Source organism: Micromonospora sp. NPDC005553, assembly GCF_042871765.1.
Lineage (GTDB): Bacteria > Actinomycetota > Actinomycetes > Mycobacteriales > Micromonosporaceae > Micromonospora.
Genome location: NZ_JBIAJD010000002.1, coordinates 985,088 through 1,004,124, shown reverse-complemented (window position 1 = coordinate 1,004,124; position 19,037 = coordinate 985,088). Strand labels below are relative to the sequence as shown.

At 70.5% G+C, this 19,037-nt stretch carries 19 protein-coding genes; 15 read left to right on the top strand and 4 right to left on the bottom strand.

Features of this window, described 5'->3' with window-relative positions; translation table 11 throughout:
* The 6 genes from ACFYPG_RS12050 (at position 1) to ACFYPG_RS12025 (ending at position 6,463) form a co-directional block, all read left to right on the top strand.
* Positions 1-669, top strand: a complete 669-nt coding sequence (locus tag ACFYPG_RS12050; RefSeq protein WP_387351735.1) for a DUF5701 family protein — start codon at positions 1-3, stop codon at positions 667-669.
* 145 nt (positions 670-814) lie between these two features.
* Positions 815-1,495, top strand: coding sequence for a response regulator transcription factor (locus ACFYPG_RS12045; RefSeq protein WP_124861938.1), 681 nt, complete (start codon positions 815-817; stop codon positions 1,493-1,495).
* Positions 1,492-2,565, top strand: a complete 1,074-nt coding sequence (locus ACFYPG_RS12040) for an ATP-binding protein (protein WP_387351733.1) — start codon at positions 1,492-1,494, stop codon at positions 2,563-2,565. The genes ACFYPG_RS12045 and ACFYPG_RS12040 overlap by 4 nt, the downstream gene beginning before the upstream one ends.
* Complete coding sequence (locus tag ACFYPG_RS12035; protein WP_387351731.1) at positions 2,562-4,364, top strand: DUF4153 domain-containing protein; 1,803 nt, start codon at positions 2,562-2,564, stop codon at positions 4,362-4,364. Before ACFYPG_RS12040 ends, ACFYPG_RS12035 begins: the two co-directional genes overlap by 4 nt.
* Positions 4,365-4,408: 44 nt before the next feature.
* Positions 4,409-4,822 (top strand): hypothetical protein, encoded by a 414-nt coding sequence (locus ACFYPG_RS12030; RefSeq protein WP_238669992.1) that lies wholly within the window; start codon positions 4,409-4,411, stop codon positions 4,820-4,822.
* The gene (locus ACFYPG_RS12025) at positions 4,823-6,463 is read left to right on the top strand and encodes a cation acetate symporter (protein ID WP_355004465.1); all 1,641 of its coding nucleotides are present in this window, start codon (positions 4,823-4,825) and stop codon (positions 6,461-6,463) included. It begins immediately after the preceding gene.
* Positions 6,464-6,469: 6 nt separating this feature from the next.
* On the opposite strand, the gene ACFYPG_RS12020 is transcribed toward ACFYPG_RS12025, so the two are convergent.
* Complete coding sequence (locus tag ACFYPG_RS12020; RefSeq protein ID WP_355004466.1) at positions 6,470-7,330, bottom strand: hypothetical protein; 861 nt, start codon at positions 7,328-7,330, stop codon at positions 6,470-6,472.
* The gene (locus ACFYPG_RS12015; protein ID WP_355004467.1) at positions 7,323-7,823 is read right to left on the bottom strand and encodes a SigE family RNA polymerase sigma factor; all 501 of its coding nucleotides are present in this window, start codon (positions 7,821-7,823) and stop codon (positions 7,323-7,325) included. Before ACFYPG_RS12015 ends, ACFYPG_RS12020 begins: the two co-directional genes overlap by 8 nt.
* Positions 7,824-8,061: 238 nt before the next feature.
* Between ACFYPG_RS12015 and ACFYPG_RS12010 the strand changes: the two genes are divergently transcribed.
* Together ACFYPG_RS12010 and ACFYPG_RS12005 are read left to right on the top strand one after the other, a co-directional pair.
* Entirely contained in the window at positions 8,062-8,826 is a 765-nt protein-coding gene (locus ACFYPG_RS12010) for an ABC transporter ATP-binding protein (RefSeq protein ID WP_203119014.1), read from the top strand.
* Positions 8,811-10,514: an ABC transporter permease gene (locus tag ACFYPG_RS12005; protein WP_387351728.1), complete on the top strand. Its 1,704-nt coding sequence runs from the start codon at positions 8,811-8,813 to the stop codon at positions 10,512-10,514. The genes ACFYPG_RS12010 and ACFYPG_RS12005 overlap by 16 nt, the downstream gene beginning before the upstream one ends.
* Here ACFYPG_RS12005 and ACFYPG_RS12000 read toward each other — a convergent pair.
* Together ACFYPG_RS12000 and ACFYPG_RS11995 are read right to left on the bottom strand one after the other, a co-directional pair.
* Positions 10,511-10,717, bottom strand: coding sequence for a DUF397 domain-containing protein (locus ACFYPG_RS12000; RefSeq protein WP_355004468.1), 207 nt, complete (start codon positions 10,715-10,717; stop codon positions 10,511-10,513). The genes ACFYPG_RS12005 and ACFYPG_RS12000 overlap by 4 nt on opposite strands.
* Positions 10,714-11,499 (bottom strand): helix-turn-helix transcriptional regulator, encoded by a 786-nt coding sequence (locus tag ACFYPG_RS11995; protein WP_355004469.1) that lies wholly within the window; start codon positions 11,497-11,499, stop codon positions 10,714-10,716. Before ACFYPG_RS11995 ends, ACFYPG_RS12000 begins: the two co-directional genes overlap by 4 nt.
* A gap of 197 nt (positions 11,500-11,696) precedes the next feature.
* Here ACFYPG_RS11995 and ACFYPG_RS11990 point away from each other — a divergent pair, with 197 nt between their 5' ends.
* From ACFYPG_RS11990 to ACFYPG_RS11960, 7 genes are all read left to right on the top strand, one after another.
* Entirely contained in the window at positions 11,697-11,924 is a 228-nt protein-coding gene (locus ACFYPG_RS11990; RefSeq protein ID WP_387351727.1) for a hypothetical protein, read from the top strand.
* Positions 11,925-12,156: 232 nt separating this feature from the next.
* Complete coding sequence (locus ACFYPG_RS11985; RefSeq protein ID WP_355005155.1) at positions 12,157-12,909, top strand: flavin reductase family protein; 753 nt, start codon at positions 12,157-12,159, stop codon at positions 12,907-12,909.
* A 175-nt stretch (positions 12,910-13,084) separates the two neighbouring features.
* A complete protein-coding gene (locus ACFYPG_RS11980; protein ID WP_355004471.1) occupies positions 13,085-13,450 on the top strand; it encodes a DUF485 domain-containing protein in 366 nt (121 codons plus the stop codon).
* The gene (locus ACFYPG_RS11975; protein WP_355004472.1) at positions 13,428-15,119 is read left to right on the top strand and encodes a cation acetate symporter; all 1,692 of its coding nucleotides are present in this window, start codon (positions 13,428-13,430) and stop codon (positions 15,117-15,119) included. Before ACFYPG_RS11980 ends, ACFYPG_RS11975 begins: the two co-directional genes overlap by 23 nt.
* 89 nt (positions 15,120-15,208) lie before the next feature.
* Positions 15,209-16,186, top strand: a complete 978-nt coding sequence (locus tag ACFYPG_RS11970; protein WP_091396807.1) for an NAD-dependent epimerase/dehydratase family protein — start codon at positions 15,209-15,211, stop codon at positions 16,184-16,186.
* A gap of 76 nt (positions 16,187-16,262) precedes the next feature.
* On the top strand, positions 16,263-17,489 hold the full coding sequence (locus ACFYPG_RS11965) for an LCP family protein (RefSeq protein WP_387351726.1): 1,227 nt from the start codon (positions 16,263-16,265) through the stop codon (positions 17,487-17,489).
* A gap of 159 nt (positions 17,490-17,648) precedes the next feature.
* Positions 17,649-18,920, top strand: coding sequence for an LCP family protein (locus tag ACFYPG_RS11960; RefSeq protein ID WP_387351724.1), 1,272 nt, complete (start codon positions 17,649-17,651; stop codon positions 18,918-18,920).
* Positions 18,921-19,037 lie beyond the last annotated feature (117 nt).

The following is a 19,037-nucleotide window of genomic DNA, read 5'->3' as shown; positions in this document are numbered from 1 at the left end:
GTGACCGAGACCCCGTTCGACGCCGCATCCGAGTTCGACAACCAACTCGACCGACTGGTGCAGCTCGCTTACCCCGCCCTCGCCGGGCTGACCGAGAGCGCCTTCCGCGACCTGGTCGCGCCACTGCGTGCCGCTGCGGTCGAGGGGGCCGCCGGGCTGCCCGCCCCCACCGACGCCCGGGTGCCGTTCCTGCTGGTCATCACCCGGGACCTGATCGGTGTGCCGGAACGGCTGGAGCTCACCACACTGGCCGGCAAGCGCAAGCCCGGCGTCATCGACCGGAACTACGCCGAGGACGACCTGCCCCGCTTCGACCCGATCAAGGAGCTGGAGGTGCCGGCCGGTCCGGCGTACCTGCTCTTCGACGTCGACCGGGGCGAGGAGTTCCGCAATCTGGCCCCGGCCACGGCCATGGAGGGGATCACCGCTCAGGGCCGGTTGCCGCTGAGCATCGACGAGGGGCTCGCCTTCATCACGCTGCACCCGGCCGCATTGGCGAGCAACCGGTGCTTCTCGCTGGTCGGCTCCCGCTGCGGCGACAAGCGGGTGCCGGCGCTGTGGATCAGCCAGGGCGCACCCAAGCTGGGTTGGTGCTGGTACGGCAACCCGCACACCTGGCTCGGCTCCGCCTCGGCCCGACCGGAGCGCATCCCGTTGAAGATCTCGTAGGCCTGGTCGTCCTCGGGGATGCTCTGGAGTTCCCGCACGCCAGCCGGCATGATCCCCGAGTTATCCACAGCCGCGCGCGGTTCTCCACAGGTTATTCACAACGCAAACCACTGATCTCCACGGCCGCTCCCTACAGTCAGGACCCATGAACGAACGCCGGGTACTGGTGGTCGAGGACGAACGGACCATCGCCGAGTCCATCGCCGCCCGACTGCGGGCCGAGGGATTCACCGTGGAGATCGCGGCGGACGGGCCCAGCGCGGTCGCGCAGTTCCACGCCGGACAGCCGGATCTCGTCGTCCTCGACGTGATGCTGCCGGGCTTCGACGGACTGGAAGTGTGCCGCCGGATCCAGGCCGACCGGCCGGTGCCGGTGCTGATGCTCACCGCCCGGGACGACGAGACCGACCTGCTCGTGGGGCTGGCGGTCGGCGCGGACGACTACCTCACCAAGCCGTTCTCCATGCGGGAACTCACCGCCCGGGTGCATGTCCTGCTGCGTCGGATGGAGCGGGCCGCCGCCACTCCCGCGCCGCCGGCCATCCGCCTCGGCGACATCGAAATCAACCAGGCCGAGCGACGGGTCCGCCGGGCCGGGGCGGACGTGCACCTCACCCCTACCGAGTTCGACCTGCTGGTCCACCTCGCGGGACGACCCCGCACGGTGCTCCCCCGGGAACGGCTGCTCGCCGACGTCTGGGGATGGGTCGACGGGAGCGGCACCCGCACCGTGGACAGCCACATCAAGGCTCTGCGCCGCAAGCTCGGCGCCGACCTGATCCGGACCGTCCACGGCGTCGGGTACGCCCTGGAGATGCCCGCGTGATCGGCCGCGCGTTCGACTGGCTGGAACGGGTGCTACCGCGTCCACTGGATCCCGTCCGCTCGATCAAGATGAAGCTCGGCGTCCTGCTGGTCGCGTCCTGGGCCGTGGCCATCGGTTACTTCTGGTACGGCATCGGTTGGCTCCCGCCCGGCACGGCGGTCACCAGCATCTGCATCGCGCTGGTGACCTCGCAGGTGCTCGCCCACGGGATGACGTCGCCGCTGCGCGAGATGACGGCGGCCGCCGGGGCGATGGCCCGCGGCGACTACACACGTCGGGTGCGCGCGACCTCCCGCGACGAGGTGGGCGAGCTGGCCCAGGCGTTCAACAAGATGGCCGAGGACCTGCACGCCGCCGACCAGCGCCGACGCGAGCTGATCGCGAACGTCTCGCACGAGCTGCGTACGCCGATCACCGCGTTGCAGGGCGTGCTGGAGAACATGGTGGACGGGGTCGCCGACCCCGAACCGGCCGCGCTGCGTTCGGCGTTGGCCCAGACCCAACGGCTCGGGCACCTCGTCGCCGACCTGCTCGACCTGTCCCGACTCGACGCCGGGGTGGTGCCGCTGCGGCGAGTACGCATCGACGTGTGGGACTTCCTCGACGAGGCGGTGGAGCACGCCACCGCCAGCGCGTCCGGTGCCGGTCTGGACGTGCGCTTCGAGCTCCGGGACCTGCCGACACCGCTGACGGTCCACGCGGACCCGTGGCGGCTGCACCAGGTCTTCGCGAACCTCCTCGACAACGCGGCCCGACACAGCCCACCCGGCGGCACGGTACGGGTGTGCGCCGAGGAACACGGCGACCAGCTCCGCTTCGAGGTGAGCGACGAGGGCCAGGGCATTCCGCCGGCTGAGCGTTCCCGGGTGTTCGAGCGCTTCACCCGCGGCGACCGGTCGGCCGGCGGCGGGACCGGGCTCGGCCTGGCCATCGCCCGGTGGGTCGTCGAACTGCACGGCGGTCGGATCGGTGTCCTCGATCCCGCCGGACCAGACCGGGGTGGCCGGCCCGGCTGCCGCATCCAGGTCACCATCCCGTGCGACGGGACATACCGAGAAGAGGCAGCATGACCAGCCCCGGCAGCACCCCTCTCCCGGCCACCGGGCCGACCGGACCGCAGGTCTCCCCGGTCGTCGGCCCCGGCCCGGCTGCCACTCCGGTCGCCGTCCGACCTCAGGCGTGGCCTGTCGCACCCGCCCCGCCCAGGCCCCCGTCGCTGATCCAGCGCCGCTGGCCGGGGCCGTCCGGACCTGCCCGTCCGCTGGTGCTGGGGGCGCTGGCGGCTGCGGCGGTCATTGGGGCGTCGATCCTGACGATGGTTCGTCCCGGCCTCGGCTGGCTGGTGGCCGCGCTGGCCGTCACCGCTGCCCTCGGCACCGCCAGCGTCGTCCGTTCCGGGAGGCCGTCCCCGGCGGGGAGCGCCATCACGCCGACCGGCGCGGCGGTACCGCAGGGACCGACCGCCGCGCCGGAGCGGACTGTCCAGGCGGATCCGGCCGCCGCGCCCGAGCCGACCGTCCAGGCGGATCCGGCCGCCGCGCCCGAGCCGACCGTCCAGGCGGCCACCGCCCGTCCCGGTGCCACGGGGGCACCGGGGCGGGCGGTACAGGCCCTCTGGGCCGCCGCGACGGTCGCGTTGGTCGCCGTCGGCACGGTCCGGGCCGCCGGCTGGCTCTTCGCCCTCTGCCTGCTTGCGGCGGCGGTGACCGGGGCTCTCGCGGTGACCGGTGGGCGAAGCCCGCTCGGCATGCTGGTCGCCGTGACGCTGCCGCCCGCCGCGACGGTACGGGCGCTCCCGTGGGCGGTACGCGGAGTACGCGACACCCGCCCGGCAGGGTCCGGGGTCGGCTTCGGACGAATCCTCACCAGCGTGGCCGTCTCCGCCGTCCTGCTGACGCTGTTCGGGCTGCTCTTCTCCTCCGCCGACGCGGTCTTCGCCGAACTGGTCACCGGTCTGCTGCCCGACATCTCGCTACCCGGCGTGATCGGCTGGACGTTCCGCCTGGTGGTGATCGGCGGTGGTTTGCTCGGCGGCGCGTACCTGATCAGCCGCCCACCCGACCTGGAGGGCCTGCGGCCGAGGCCGTCACGACCGGTCCACCGACTGGAGTGGACCCTCCCGCTGGTGTTGCTCGACGCCCTGTTCGCCGCGTTCGTGCTGGTCCAGCTGACAGTGTTGTTCGGCGGGGCGGGGCACGTGCTGCGTACGGCCGGGCTCACCTACGCCGAGTACGCCCGTGGCGGGTTCTGGCAACTGCTCGCCGTCACCGCGCTCACCCTGCTGGTGATCGCGGTCGCCGCCCGCCGGGCGTCGCAGGCCACCCGCGCGGACCGGCTGCTGGTCCGCGTACTGCTCGGCACGCTCACCGCGCTCAGTCTGGTGATCGTCGCCTCGGCGCTCTACCGGATGCAGGTCTACGCCGACGCGTACGGGGCGACCCGGCTGCGGCTCGTCGTGGCGACCATGGAGCTGTGGCTCGGGCTGCTCTTCCTCTTGGTCGGGGTCGCCGTGGTGCGGCTGCGGGCCGAGTGGCTGCCTCGGTTGGTGATCGGCACGGCGGTGCTGGCGCTGCTCGGGTTGGCGCTCGTCAATCCCGACCGGTTGATCGCCGACCGGAACGTCGACAGGTACCTGGAGACCGGCCGGTTGGACGTCGGGTACGTGTCCGGGTTGTCCGCCGATGCGGTACCCGCGTTGGCCCGACTGCCCGATCCGATGCGCATCTGCGCACTGACGCAGATCGCCGCCGAGCAGCCCCGGGACGGCCTCTGGGCGACGAACCTCGGCCGGCTGCGGGCCCGAGCGGAACTCGACACGATTCCGCTGAGCCGCACGCTGACCTACTGCCTCGAACTGGGACGCTGGTGAGTGTGAGCGCTTGACAATCGCGTACGGCGGGCGAGACTGCCGGGGTGGCCAAGCAACTCCCCGACGTGGGGTCGAGCGGTGCGGTGCCGCCGCCCCGGCGGTCCCGGATCGTGCTGGCCGAAATCACCAGGCAGGACACCCGCGCCGAGCGAACCCGCGCCGAGCTGGCCCAGCAGACCCAGGTCGGCGAGGCGCTGGTCCGCGGCCTGGTCCGGGCCCAGCTCGCGCTGGCGCTGCGGCTGTCCCTGGTGGTGGCCATCGGGCTGGGCGGGCTGCCCTGGCTGTTCGCGATCGCGCCCTCGCTCGGCCGGACCACCGTCGCCGGCGTCAACCTGCCGTGGCTGCTGCTCGGGGTGGTCTCCTTTCCGTTCCTGATCGCCGTGGGCTGGGCGTACGTGCGGCTGGCCGAGCGCAACGAGCAGGACTTCACCGACCTGGTGCAACGGCCGGAGCGCTGAGTGGGCAACGACTTCGTGGTGCCGGCCATCGTCGCGGTCACCCTGGTCACCGTCGGGATCGGCTTCTACGGGCTGCGGTTGGCCCGGACCACGTCCGACTTCCTGGTGGCGTCCAGGGCGATCAGTCCGACCTGGAACGCCGCCGCCATCGGTGGGGAGTACCTGTCGGCGGCGAGCTTCCTCGGCATCGCGGGGCTGGTCCTCAAGTACGGCGTGGACGTGCTCTGGTACCCGGTCGGGTTCGCCGCCGGGTACCTTGCCCTGCTGCTCTTCGTGGCCGCGCCGTTGCGGCGCTCCGGGGCGTTCACCCTGCCCGACTTCTGCGAGTTGCGGCTGGGCTCGCGTCGACTCCGCATCCTGGCCACCGCCTTCGTGATCTTCATCGGTTGGCTGTACCTGGTGCCGCAGCTCCAGGGCGCCGGGCTGACCCTGGCCACGGTGGCCGGCTCCCCGTACCCTCTCGGAGCCCTGCTGGTGGCGGCCGTGGTCACCGCGAACGTGGCGCTGGGCGGCATGCGCGCGATCACCTTCGTGCAGGCGTTCCAGTACTGGCTCAAGCTGACCGCTCTCGCCGTACCGGTGATCTTTCTGGCCCTGCAGTGGCAGGCCGACGGCCGCCCGGCGGTGACCCCGCCCGACGGGCCGACGTTCCGGACCGCGACCACCGTCGTGGTCGAGCACCGCGCGGCCCTCACCCTGCCCAACGGTGACATCCGGGAGGTACGCCCCGGCGACGAGTTGACCTTCGCCGCCGGTGATCCGGTGCCGAACGTCTCCGGGGTGGCCACCGATGCCAACGACTGGTTGCTGCCCAGCGCCGCCGGTGACGACGACCGGGGCCTGTTCGCCACGTACTCGCTGATCCTGGCCACCTTCCTGGGCACCATGGGCCTGCCGCACGTGCTGGTGCGCTTCTACACCAATCCGGACGGCGCGGCGGCCCGTCGGACCACCCTGGTCGTGCTGGCGTTGGTCGGCGCGTTCTACCTGCTGCCTACTCTCTACGGGGTCCTCGGCCGGATCTACACCCCGCAGTTGCTGCTCAGCGGCCAGACCGACGCGGTGGTGGTGCTGCTACCCGAAGCCGCCCTGGGTGACGGCCTGGCCGGGCGGCTGCTCGCCGCGCTGGTCGCCGCAGGCGCCTTCGCGGCATTCCTCTCCACCTCGTCCGGCCTGCTGACCAGCGTCGCCGGGGTGATCTCGACGGACGTGCTCGGTCGGGGATCGGTACGCGGGTTCCGGCTGGCCACCGTCATCGCCGGTGGTGTGCCAGCGGTGCTGGCGCTGCACGTTTCCGGGCTGGACGTCTCACAGGTCGTCGGGCTGGCCTTCGCGGTCGCCGCGTCGAGCTTCTGCCCGCTGTTGGTGCTCGGCATCTGGTGGCGCGGGCTGACCGACGTGGGCGCCACCGCCGGCGTGGTGGCCGGCGGCGGCGCGGCGATCGGCGCGGTGCTGGTCACAGTGCTCGGCCCACCGCTGTCCGGCTGGCCGGCCACGCTCATCGCGCAGCCGGCCGCCTGGACGGTGCCACTGGCCTTCACCGTGATGGTCGCCGTGTCGATGGCGACCCGCCGCCGAGCCCCGGCCGACGTCGCCGCCACCATGCTCCGCCTGCACACCCCGGAAGCCCTCCGCATGTAGATGCGGTCAGCAGGCATCGGTGCCGGCACACAACCGGTCGGCTGCCCGTTTTGCCACCCGTCGGGCCTCCGATTCGGTCGAGTTGCCCAGCCGGATCTCTGCGACCAGATCGCCCTGTCGGACGAAGAGCGTGTAATCGACCAAGCTCGGGCCGTCGGATCTGATCAGGAGCGAACCGTCCCCGGCGAATCCGGAGTCGACAGTCGACAGCGAATACCGCTCGTCCTCCGGCTCGCACTGCGTCACCGTCCACGCCCAGAAGGTCATCGTGGCCTTCGCGCCTTCAAGGGAGTATCGCCCCACCCGCTCGATGACCGACGACGCGCCGGGCTTGCTGAACCCCGCGGTGCGCTCGGCGCGCTCCTGCGGCGACCGGTCCGGCGTGGCCGCGCAGGCGATGCTGACGATATAACCGAACGACCATTCACCATCCAGCAGGTCACTTCCGCCCACCCGGTAACCGGACGGCAGGTCCGACGCACGCAGGAGCGCCTGCGCAGGAATGGCCGGGCTGGTGGGGCCCTTCGTCGGTTGACCAGTGGTCGTCGACGGGCTCGACGGTGGTGCGCCGGGGGTGTTGCGGGGCGAGGTCGTCGGAAACGGAGATGGGGTCGGGGGGGCGGATGGCGTGGGTGTCGGGGTGGGCGATCCGGTCGCCGGCAGCACCGGCGGCGGCGCCCCCTCCCGGTTACCGGCCAGTGCCACCGCCCCGGTGGCCACCAGAGCCATCGCCACCACCGCGGCGAGCCCCGCCACAAACCTCGTCTGACGGGTCCGCCGCCGGCCGCGCTCCCGCACCTGCTCGGTAGCGGCCCAGCTCAGGTGCTCGGTGTCCTGGAACAGGTGCGCGAAGGGCTGATCAGGCATTGCTGACCTCCTCAGGGAGGGTGGTGCCGAGCAGAGATGCGAGAGCCTTGCGCCCTCGGGCGAGCCGGGCCTTGACCGTTCCGACCGGAACAGCGGTCCGCGTCGCGATGTCCGCGACCGGGAGATCCGCGAGGTGGTGCAGGACGATCGCCTCGCGTTGGTCCTTCGGTAACTGGCGTAACGCGGCGACCACCGCGACGGTGTTCTCCGATGGTGGCCCGACCGCGGTCACCGAACCATTCCGCCGCTGGGCGGTGATCCCGTTGCGGATCTTCCGCCAGCGGTTTTGAAGAAGGCGGTGTCCCACGAGGTGCACCCAAGCCTCCGGATCGTCGTACTCGCTGATGCTCCGCCAGCGCTGCCAGGCCCGCACGTACGCCTCCTGTGCGGCGTCCTGCGCCTCATGGATGTCGCCACCGAGCGCGTACAGCACGGTGACGACCCGGTGCCTGCTGGCTCGGTAGAACTCTTCGAAGCCGTCGTCTCTGTCCACTGCCTCTCCCCCGTGTCGATCCTGCCTCTGTCACCCGCCAGCCCGGTGTCCGGTTGCATGAGGTGCCGCGAGGTGAGTGGGAGGGTTGATCGAACCCGGGCGGTGGCCGCGTGGGAGCGGGACAACGGTCGTCAGCACCCGTACCAGGGGCTTTGAGGGGCTCGTCCGCCTCGGGGATGATCGTGGGTCCGCCTGTTGCCGGAGGGCGGAACTGGTGATCGGCGGATAACGTCGGCGCATGACTGTTGAGCACCCCGCGCTCGCACTGCGTGGCCTGGCCAAGCGGTTCGACGGCACGATCGCGGTGGCCGGCGTCGACCTGGACGTCCCCGCCGGCTCCTTCTACGGCCTGCTCGGCCCGAACGGTGCCGGCAAGACGACCACGCTGTCGATGGCTGTCGGGCTGTTGCGACCGGACGCCGGCTCTGCCTGGGTGCTCGGGCACGACGTCTGGCAGGACCCGGTCACCGCCAAGCGGCTGCTCGGCGTGATGCCCGACGGGGTCCGGTTGTTCGACCGGCTGACCGGGGCGGAGCTTCTGGCGTACAACGGTCTGTTGCGGGGGATGGACCCGGCGGTGGTCGACCAGCGGGCCGCCGAGCTGCTGGACGTGCTGGCGCTCGGCGACGCCGGTCGCACGCTTGTGGTGGACTACTCGGCGGGCATGAAGAAGAAGATCGGGCTGGCCTGCGCGCTGCTGCACGGTCCTCGGGTGCTCGTGTTGGACGAGCCGTTCGAGGCTGTCGACCCGGTGTCCGCGGCGCTGATCCGGGACATCCTCACCCGGTACGCGGCCGGTGGCGGCACCGTGGTGTTCTCCAGTCACGTCATGGAGGTCGTCGAGCGGCTGTGCTCGCACGTGGCGATCCTCGCCCAGGGCGTCATCAAGCGGGTCGGGACCATCGACGAGGTCCGCGGCGGTCGCTCGTTGGAGCAGGTCTTCGTCGAGGTGGTCGGCGGGCGCACCGCTACCGGCGAGGAGCTGTCGTGGCTCTCCCAGTGAGCGCGGACGCCACCCCCGCCGCGCCGCTACGGTCGGTCTCCGCTCGACACTTCGTACGGCTCAAGCTGCGGGTGATGGGCAACAACTTCCGGGGGCAGGGCTGGCGGATCGCCCTGTTCATCGGCGGCGCGTTGCTCGGGCTCTGGTTCGCGGCCAGCGGGTTCTTCCTCTTCGCCGCGCCGGGCCTGGCCGGCAACGGTCGGTACGCGGTGCTGGTCGCGGCGGCCGGCGGCGGGCTGCTGGTGCTCGGTTGGCTGCTCCTGCCACTTGTCTTCTTCGGCGTGGACGAGACACTCGATCCAGCCCGGTTCGCGCTGCTGCCACTGCCCCGGCGCACGTTGGTGACCGGCTTGTTCGCGGCGGCTCTGGTCAGCGTGCCGGTGCTTGCGGTGCTCCTCGCGACGTCCGGGCTGGTGCTGACCGCCTGGTCGTTGGGTGGCTGGTCGGCGGGGTTGGTCGCTGCCGTGGGTGTGCTCGCCGGGCTGCTGCTCTGTGTTGCGGCGAGCCGTGCGGTGACCAGCGCGTTCGCCACCATGCTGCGGTCCCGACGGGTTCGCGACCTGGCAGCCGTGCTGCTGGCGGTGACGGCGGCGCTGCTCGGCCCTCTCCAGGTCATCGGCCTCGCCGCGCTACGGGAGGCGGACTGGAGCCGGTTGAGCGGTGTGGCGACCGTGATCGGTTGGACGCCGTTGGGCGCTCCGTGGACGCTCGGCATCGACGTGGCCCAGGGGCGGGTCTGGGCGGCACCGGTCAAGTTGCTGATCACTGTGGTGGCGCTCGGTGGCCTGCTGGCCTGGTGGTCCCGGTCGCTCGAGTCGGCGATGGTGGGCGCGGCGAGCGGCGGTAAGGCACCGGTTCGACGCGGGGTCGCGGGTGGCGCGGTCGCCCAACTGTTCCCCCGGGCCGCTGGCTGGGCCCGCCGGGACCGGTTCGGTGCCCTGGTCGCCCGGGAGGCCCGTTACTGGTGGCGGGACGCGCGCCGCCGCGCCAACCTGATCTCGATCGCGGTGGTCGGCATCTTCGTGCCCGTCTTCGTCAACGTCACCGGCGGCGACTTCGCTGCCATGGACAGCGGGGGGTTGACGGCGGCTGCCAACGACAGCTCACCGGTCGTGGTCACCATTTCCATGGTTCTCGTGGGTGTGCTGGCCGCCGCCACCCTGGCCAACCAGTTCGGTTTCGACGGCAGCGCGTACGCCGCGAACGTGGTGGCCGGCGTGCCCGGCCGGGTCGAGCTGCGGGCGAGGATGACGGCCTTCTCGCTGTACGTGCTGCCGATGCTGGCGTTCGTGTCGGTGGTGCTGTCGGTGCTGCTCAGTCGACCCGGGTGGATCGGGCTCACCTTCGGCAGCCTGGTCGCCACCTACGGCGTCGGGCTGGCGGTGAACAGCCTGGTCTCGGTGCTCGGGGCGTACTCACTGCCGGAGACCAGCAACCCGTTCGCGATGAACAGCGGAGCGGGCCTCACGAAGGGGCTGCTCACCCTGCTGAGCATGCTCGCCTCGGCGGTCGCCGCGGTGCCGATGGTGGTGGCCGCCGCGCTGCTCGGTGACGCGTGGCTCTGGCTGGCCCTGCCGGTCGGCGCGGCGTACGGGCTGGGCGCGGCGCTGCTGGGCGCGTACCTGGCCGGCGACGTGCTGGACCGCCGCCAGCCGGAACTGCTGGCCACTGTCACCCCGCGCCGTTAACCGACGCGGCGGCCAGCCCTCTGGCCAGCGTCGGCGAGAAACCCACGCCAGGCGGCCGGAGCGAAGGTGAGGACCGGGCCGGAGCGATCCTTGCTGTCCCGGACCAGCACGACACCAGGCAGGTTGTCCGCGACCTCAACGCAGTTGCCGCCGGAGTCAGTCGACCGAGCGGAGGTGCGCCATCGGGGTTCGTTGATCGTCATGGGGTCACCTTCAGCTTCCGGATCAGATCCATCGAGGCGCTTGTGGACAGCGCCTCGCCGAGCAGGCTATCCCATTTGCGATCAATCAACCGGAGTGTCTCCGGGTCGTCCATGACGTGTCCGCGAGCGGCATTCTCCAGGTAGAGCACTCTGTCTCCGTCTGGCAGATCGGCGAACACGAAGCCACCTCCAAAGCCGACATGCTCCCCGACGCTCAGGGGAATGACGTGCAGTCGGGCGGACGGAAGGTCCGCCACCTCAAGCAGTCGGCCGAGTTGGGCGTTGAGCACGGCGTGACCACCCACCGGACGGTGGAGGCCCATCTCGTCCACCAGGAACACGCACGTCGGCGGCGCACTACGGGACAGCAGCAGTTGGCGCTCCAGACGAACCGCGACAAGCTCGTCAACCACCGCGGGCGGATGCAGCCCACCCGCCGAGATGACGGCGCGGGCGTACTCCTCGGTCTGAAGGAGGCCTGGCACAAGACACGCCTCGAAGGCACGCAGGCGCGTCGCCCGCTGTTCGTATCCGCGCCAGGGAACGAACCAGGATGGGCCATATTCCTGGTCCGCAGCCTTGAGGAGTTCGGCGAGGAGGCCGCCGGTGGCGAGGGCCTCGTCGGCCGCCACAGCGAATTCCATCGTCGGGCGGCGTCGGCCGGTCTCGATGGCCGCGACAGTGGATGGGCTCCACCTGGTGAGCGTCGCCAACGCCTCCTGGGACACCTCGGCACCGGCGCGGGCGGCCTTCAACGCCCGTACCCACATTTCGACGTTCATCCTTACCTCTCCGGTAAGTACGTGACTGCGCTGCGTAGTAAGCCCTGGCATCCTCCCCTGTCCGCGCCTTGCCGTCCAGGGTGGAGGGCACGCGGCCCGGCCGGTGGAGGCGACGTCCCGGCGACCGGGTCCTGCGTTCGGGCCGCCCCGGTCGTCCCCCGGCCGGGGCGGCCCTCGTCGACGGGAGGAGATCAGCCATGTTCGGGTTCATCCGGGGCAGGAACGGGGCGCTGTGGTCGTACCGGAAAAGGAAGGTGGCCGCGCCGGCGGCCGTGCCGGGCGCGACCGGATCGGAGCGGTCGGCAGGCCCGCCGAACCGACCACCCGCGTGGGCTGACGGGCCGACGGTGGCCCTGCCGCGACCCGGCCGGGCCGGTTGGCTGACCCCGGCGCAGACCTGGCGGGCGAACGGCGGGCGCTGGTGAACCCCGCAGCCCAGCAGCCGGATCGGGCCGCGAACCAGGCAGGCGACCGGACGGCGCGCCGCACCAGGGATCGGTGTCTCACCGCGAGCGTGATGTCTGTGAGGCATCAATATGACTCACAGACATCACGGTCATTCGGGCATTGCCCTCCGCCGAGCGGACCGCGCCGCGGCCGGGCGACCCCACCGCCCCGGACGGCCGGAGAGCCGCGGTGAGCCGGCCGCACCTGCCGATGCGGCCGCTCTGGCGGTGCCGTGGGTGTGGCGCGCTCTGGCCGTGCCAGCCGGCGCGGCTGGCGCTGCTGGCCGAGTACCGGGACGACCGGGTGGGGTTGCTGGTCTACCTGGGCGCGCTCATGACGGAGGCGGGCGATCAGCTCGCCCGGCTCAACGGGCGGCCCGCCGACCTGCACGAGCGCTTCCTTGGTTGGGCGAGGGCCCGGGGCGGCACAATGTTTCACGTGAATCATGAGCCGGGTGCCGAGATCCACCACACCGATCCGTTCGCGGTGCCGACCGGGCAACGGTCGCCGGTACGCCGGCTGCGTGGTCGCCTCGCCGCACCGGTGACCCTCTGGACGGCGCCCGGTCCGGCCGGGCTGACCGTCTCGTCCACCCTGGTGGCCGAGGGGGAACCCGACCGGCTGCTCGGGCTGATCGACCCGGAGTCCGACCTCTGGGCATCGGCCGAGGAGTCGGGTCGGTTCGCTGTCACGCCGCTCGGCCCGCCACACCGGCAGCTCGCCGACCGGTTCGCCGGCCTCTTCCCCGCCCCGGGCGGGCTCTTCGCCACGGGCGCGTGGAACGAGACGCCGTACGGGCCGGTTCCGGCGGACGCCGGCGGCTGGGCCGGGTGCCGGCTGGACACCGCCCGGGAGTACGGCTGGGGCCTGCTGGTCGAGGCCACCATCGAGGCTGTCGACCTGACCGGGGAGGCCACCCCGCTGCTGCACTACCGGGGTCGTTACCACGAGCTGCCGATCTGAACGGACGCCTCACCACGGGCGACCGATCACCGCAGTGACCTGAGTCACTTGGCGCAGCCAGCCAACCGCTCGGCGCACTCGCCGACCGGCGTCGATCTCAGCCTTCCCTGCCGGGGAGTGCGCTCTCTACGGTGCGCGAAACTCCTCTGACGCCTGTGAAGGTGGTGATCCACAGATGTCCACGGACACACCCGCTCCGGCCGCTTCCCAGTCGGACAAGTACCTGGCCGTACAACGGTCGGACGAGTTCGCCGGGCTGCGGCGTGCGCTGCGCGGCTTCGTCTTCCCGATGACCGTCGCGTTCTTCCTGTGGTATGCGCTCTACGTCATTCTCTCCGCGTACGCCCGGGACTTCATGGGCACGAAGCTGTTCGGCAGCAACATCAACGTCGCACTGGTCTTCGGCCTGCTCCAGTTCGTCTCCACGTTCGTGATCGCCTGGCTCTACTCCCGGTACGCGGACCGGAAGATCGACCCCATCGCGGACCGGATCCGCGCCGAGATCGGGGAGGTGACCCGTGAAGACGGTTCACGCGGTTGAGTCGTTCCTCGCGGCTGAGGCGGGCAATCACACCGCCCGCAACCTGACCATCACGCTCTTCCTGGTCTTCGTGGCGGTGACCCTGGGCATCACCATCTGGGCCAGCCGGCAGACCAAGACGGCTACCGACTTCTACGCGGGCGGCCGGTCCTTCTCCGGTTTCCAGAACGGCATGGCGATCGGCGGCGACTACATGTCGGCCGCTTCGTTCCTCGGCATCGCCGGCATCATCGCGTTGTACGGCTACGACGGCTTCCTCTACTCGATCGGCTTCCTGGTCGCCTGGCTGGTGGCCCTGCTGCTGGTCGCGGAGCTGCTGCGCAACTCGGGCCGGTACACGATGGCGGACGTGCTGGCCTTCCGGATGCGTCAGCGTCCGGTGCGTACCGCGGCTGCGGTCTCCACCATCACGGTGTCGATCTTCTACCTGCTCGCGCAGATGGTGGGCGCCGGCGCGCTGGTCGCGCTGCTGCTCGGCATCCGGCCGGGGACGACCTTCCTCGGCATGGACGCGGCCACCGCCAAGGTGGCCACCATCATCATGGTCGGCACCCTGATGATCATCTACGTGACCGTGGGTGGCATGAAGGGCACCACCTACGTACAGATCGTCAAGGCGTTCCTGCTCATGGGCGGCGCGCTGTTGATGACCATCCTGGTGCTGGCGAAGTTCAACTTCAACCTGTCGGAGCTGCTCGGCCAGGCGGCCGCCGCATCCGGCAAGGGCAGCGCGTTCCTCGAACCCGGGCTCCGGTACGGCGTCGAGGTCGCCGGCAACTCGACGCAGACGTTCTACAACAAGGTCGACCTGCTGTCCCTGGGCATCGCCCTGGTGCTCGGCACCGCCGGTCTGCCGCACATCCTGATCCGCTTCTACACGGTGCCGACCGCGAAGGCGGCCCGTAAGAGCGTGCTCTGGGCGATCGGCATCATCGGCACCTTCTACCTGCTCACCCTGGCCCTCGGCTTCGGTGCGGCGGCGCTGGTCGGCAGCCAGGCGATCACGGCACAGGACAAGGCCGGCAACACCGCCGCGCCACAGTTGGCCGAAGCGCTCGGCATCGACTTCTTCGGTGGCGAACTGGGCGGGGCAGCACTGCTGGCGATCATCGCAGCGGTCGCCTTCGCCACCATCCTCGCGGTGGTCGCCGGGTTGACGCTGGCCTCGTCGTCCAGCCTGGCGCACGACTTCTACGCGAACGTGCTGAAGAAGGGTGAGGCGTCGGAGCGGCAGGAGGTGCGGGTCGCCCGGATCTCCGCCCTGGGAATCGGCGCGGTGTCGATCGCCCTGTCGATCTACGCGCAGAACCTCAACGTGGCGTTCCTGGTGGCGCTGGCCTTCGCGGTCGCCGCCTCGGGCAACCTGCCGGCGATCCTCTACAGCCTGTTCTGGCGGCGGTTCAACACCTCCGGCGCGGTGTGGTCGATCTACGGCGGGCTGATCTCGGCCGTGCTGCTGGTGTTCTTCTCGCCGGTGGTCTCCGGTGCGGCGACCTCGATGTTCCCGGACCACGACTGGCAGTGGTTCCCGCTGTCCAACCCGGGCATCCTCTCCATCCCGTTCGGTTTCCTCTGCGGGTGGATCGGCACTGTCATCTCCAAGGAGCACGACGAGGACAAGTACGCGGAGCTGGAGGTGCGCGCCCTCACCGGCGCAGGCGCCCACTGATCACGGCATCTGTCGAGGGGTTCCCTGTTGACGTCCCACGTCAACAGGGGACCCCTTCGGCGAATTCGGCGGTCGGTAGGCTGAGCCGTATGAAGGTTGCTGAGCGCTTTGGTTCCGATCACCGCGTCCTCGTCACCGGCGGAGCTGGCTTCGTCCCGTCACACCTGGTGGACGCCCTGATCGCCCGAGGCTGCACGGTGGTGGCGCTGGACAACTTCGTGACCGGCTCCAAGGAGAACGTCGCCCACCTGCTGGACCGGCCGACCTTCACCCTCGTCGAAGCGGACATCTCCGACGGTCTGCCGACCCACCACCCGGCGCTGGCCGAGCGGTTCGACGCGATCCTGCACATGGCCTCTCCGGCCAGCCCCACCGACTTCGCTCAACTGCCGGTGGAGATCCTCCGGGTCGGCTCGGTCGGCACCCTGCACCTGCTGGAGCGCGCTGTCGCCGACGGCGCCCGGTTCCTGATGGCCTCCACCTCCGAGGCGTACGGAGACCCGAAGGAGCACCCGCAGCGGGAGACCTACTGGGGCAACGTCAACCCGATCGGGGTCCGCAGCGTCTACGACGAGGCCAAGCGCTTCTCCGAGGCCGCGACGATGGCGTACCACCGCTACCGCGGGCTCGACGCGGCGATCGTCCGGATCTTCAACACGTACGGCCCGCGGATGCGCCCGGACGACGGCCGCGCCATCCCCACCTTCATCTCCCAGGCGCTGCGCGGCGAGCCGATCACCGTGCACGGCACCGGCAACCAGACCCGGTCGATCTGCTTCGTCGAGGATCTGGTGCGCGGCATCCTGCTGCTGCTCGACTCGACCGAGACGGGCCCGGTCAACTGCGGCACCGAGCACGAGCTGACCATGCGGCAACTCGCCGAGTTGATCGTGTCGCTCTCCGACAGCACCTCGAAGGTGACCTATGTCACCCGCAGCTCGGATGACCCGGAGATGCGCCGCCCGGATCTGACGCTCGCTCGCGAGCTGCTCGGATACGAGCCGTCGGTCGCGCCCGAAGATGGCCTGCGACGCACGATCGAGTACTTCCGGTCGCGGCTAGGGTAACCGGATTTCCGCGTACCGCCTGCCGCTGAGTGTCGCCTGAAGGCGGCAGTGGCTCCCGCTACGTACCCTGATTTACATGTCCGCGACCTCGTCTGCCGGCGTCCCGCATCCGTACCTGCACCGCAGCGCCGGGCGCGCATCGGTGCCCGGCCCCGATCGGGGCGCCTCCGGGCGTGCCCGTCCGACCGAGGCGCGCTTCTACCCGTCGTACGACGAGGAACAGCCCCGGTCCGGCGGCCCGGCGGGGCCCACCGGGCCTGGCGGCCCGGGTGGCACCGGCGGGTCAGGACGGCGCGGCCCACGACCGCGTTGGGGCCGGATCGCCCTGGTGGCCGGGGCCGCGGTGCTGGTGCTGGCGCTGCTCGGCAGCGTCGGCGCCTGGTTGTACGCCCGCAACCTCAACAGTGACCTGGCCCGCACCGACCCGTTCGCGGAGATCACCGGTGGTCGGCCCGCCAAGACCGTCGATGGCGCGCTGAACATCCTGCTGGTCGGCAGCGACTCACGGGACCCGGACGCACCGGTCGACAGCAAGAGTCAGTGGCGCGCCGACACGATCATCGTCATGCACATCCCGGCCGACCACCAGGAGGCCTACCTGGTCTCCATCCCCCGGGACCTGTACGTGCCGATCCCGCAGAGCGCCGGCGCGGACTGCAGCTCCGGTTCGCGCGCGAAGATCAACGCAGCGTTCGCGTTCGGTGGGCTGCCGCTGGCGGTCCGCACCGTGGAGTGCTTCACCGACGTTCGGATCGACCACGTGATGGCGATCGACTTCGGCGGCTTCAAGGAGGTCACCGACGCTCTCGGCGGGGTGGACCTGAAGGTGGAGCGCACCATCACCTCGATCCACAAGCCGTACCGGACCTTCACCAAGGGCACCAACCACATGGACGGCGCGGAGGCCCTGGACTGGATCCGGCAGCGCAAGCAGTTCCCGGACGGTGACTTCGCCCGGATGCGGCACCAGCAGGAGTTCCTCAGGGCCCTGATGGACAAGGCGGCCAGCACCGGCACGCTGGCGAACCCGAAGAAGCTGAACGATTTCCTCAAATCGGTGACCGCGGCCGTAACCGTCGACCAGACTTTCTCGGTTACAGACATGGCGCTGCAGTTCCGTAACCTGCGCGGCCAGAACCTCACCTTTGTGACCAGCCCGAACTCGGGCAGCGACACGATCAACGGCGAGTCGGTGGTGGTGTCGGACCGGGAGAAGGCGCTCGCGATGTACCAGGCCATGTCCGCCGACACGATGGCCGACTGGGTCAAGGCGAACCCGCCGAAGAGCAACGACGGCGGCTGAGCGCGGCCCGGCTGGCACCAGCCGTTCGGGTCATCGAGCGGCGACGATCGACTGAGTCTGCAAAATTCGACGTCCGGATTGACCCGGGATGAACTCGCCAAGTCGATTTGATGTACGTACAGTGGTGCCGCCCCCTCCTGATCACGAGCTGGAGCACGAATGCCGGTTCAGGCCAGTCGTCGCCCTTCTTCCTCCGGGTCCGCCGCCCCCAGCGGCCGAGTCGCTGCGGCCATACCCGCGCAGGCGCGCCCCTCGGGAGGCGGGCCGGGCTCGCGTCCGCCGGGTAGCGGCGGTGGTGGCGGTGGCGGCGACCGCCTGGGTGGCGGTGGGTCGAAGAAGCGGACCAAGCGCAAGGACCCGCTCTGGGCCAGGCTGACCGTCGTCTTCGGTGCCGTGCTGATGCTGAGCAGCGGGGTGGCCATCGTCGGCAGCAAGGCGTTGATCGGGCAGGCGACCGGCGGCATCGCGAAGGGCAACCTGCTGGGTGATGCCGGCAAGTCCGACGCCGAGGGCGGTGCGAGCCTGGACGGCCCGATCGACATGCTGCTGCTCGGCGTGGACGCGCGGGAGCGCTGGGCCGCCGACGACGTGCGTTCGGACAGCATCATCGTCCTGCACATTCCGGCCACCCACGACCAGGCGTACCTGATCTCGATCCCCCGGGACACCGAGGCGCAGATCCCGGCGTTCAAGAAGAGCGGCTACGGCGGCGGTTCCGGCAAGATCAACGCCGCGTTCCAGGCCGGTGCCGCCAACGGTGGCGGCTGGGAGGGTGGCGCCCAGCTGATGGCCCAGACGATCAAGCGGCTCACCGGGATCAGCTTCGACGGCGCGGCGATCATCAACTTCGGTGGCTTCAAGAACGTCATCGACACCCTGGGCACGGTGCGGATCTGTGTCAGCCAGGAGGTCAAGTCGCTGCACATGTCGTACGTCGACGGCAAGCCGATGTGGAACGCGGACGCCAAGAAGACCGGCAAGCAGCGGACCCCGGTGGTGCACAAGAAGGGCTGCCAGGAGATGGAGGGTTGGGCCGCGCTCGACTACTCCCGCCAGCGCAAGTCCCTCAAGAACGGCGACTACGACCGGCAGGCCAACCAGCAGCAGCTGATCAAGGCGATGGCGAAGAAGGCCACCGAGGGCGGGATGCTGTCCAACCCGGCCAAGATGAACAACCTGATCAAGGCGGCGGGCAAGGCGTTCGTGCTGGACACCGGCGGCGTGCCGATCGAGGACTTCATCTTCACGATGCGCGGGGTCACCGGCAACGAGCTGACCATGCTCAAGACCAACAACGGCACCTTCAACGCCAACAACAACAACACCGAGGGTCTGAACGAAGAGACCCTGGCGATGTTCCAGGCGGTCAAGCAGGACAAACTCGCCGAGTTCGTCTTCACCCACCCCGAGGTGATCTCCACCCGCAAGTGAGGCCGGGAGTCGCGGAAAGCCAGCGACGACCTCCTCACCGCCCGTAGCCTGACGTGAACGGGTTTCACGTATCGGCTGCGGGGAGGCGGTCACGTCCAGGTGGGGACGGAACGCAGC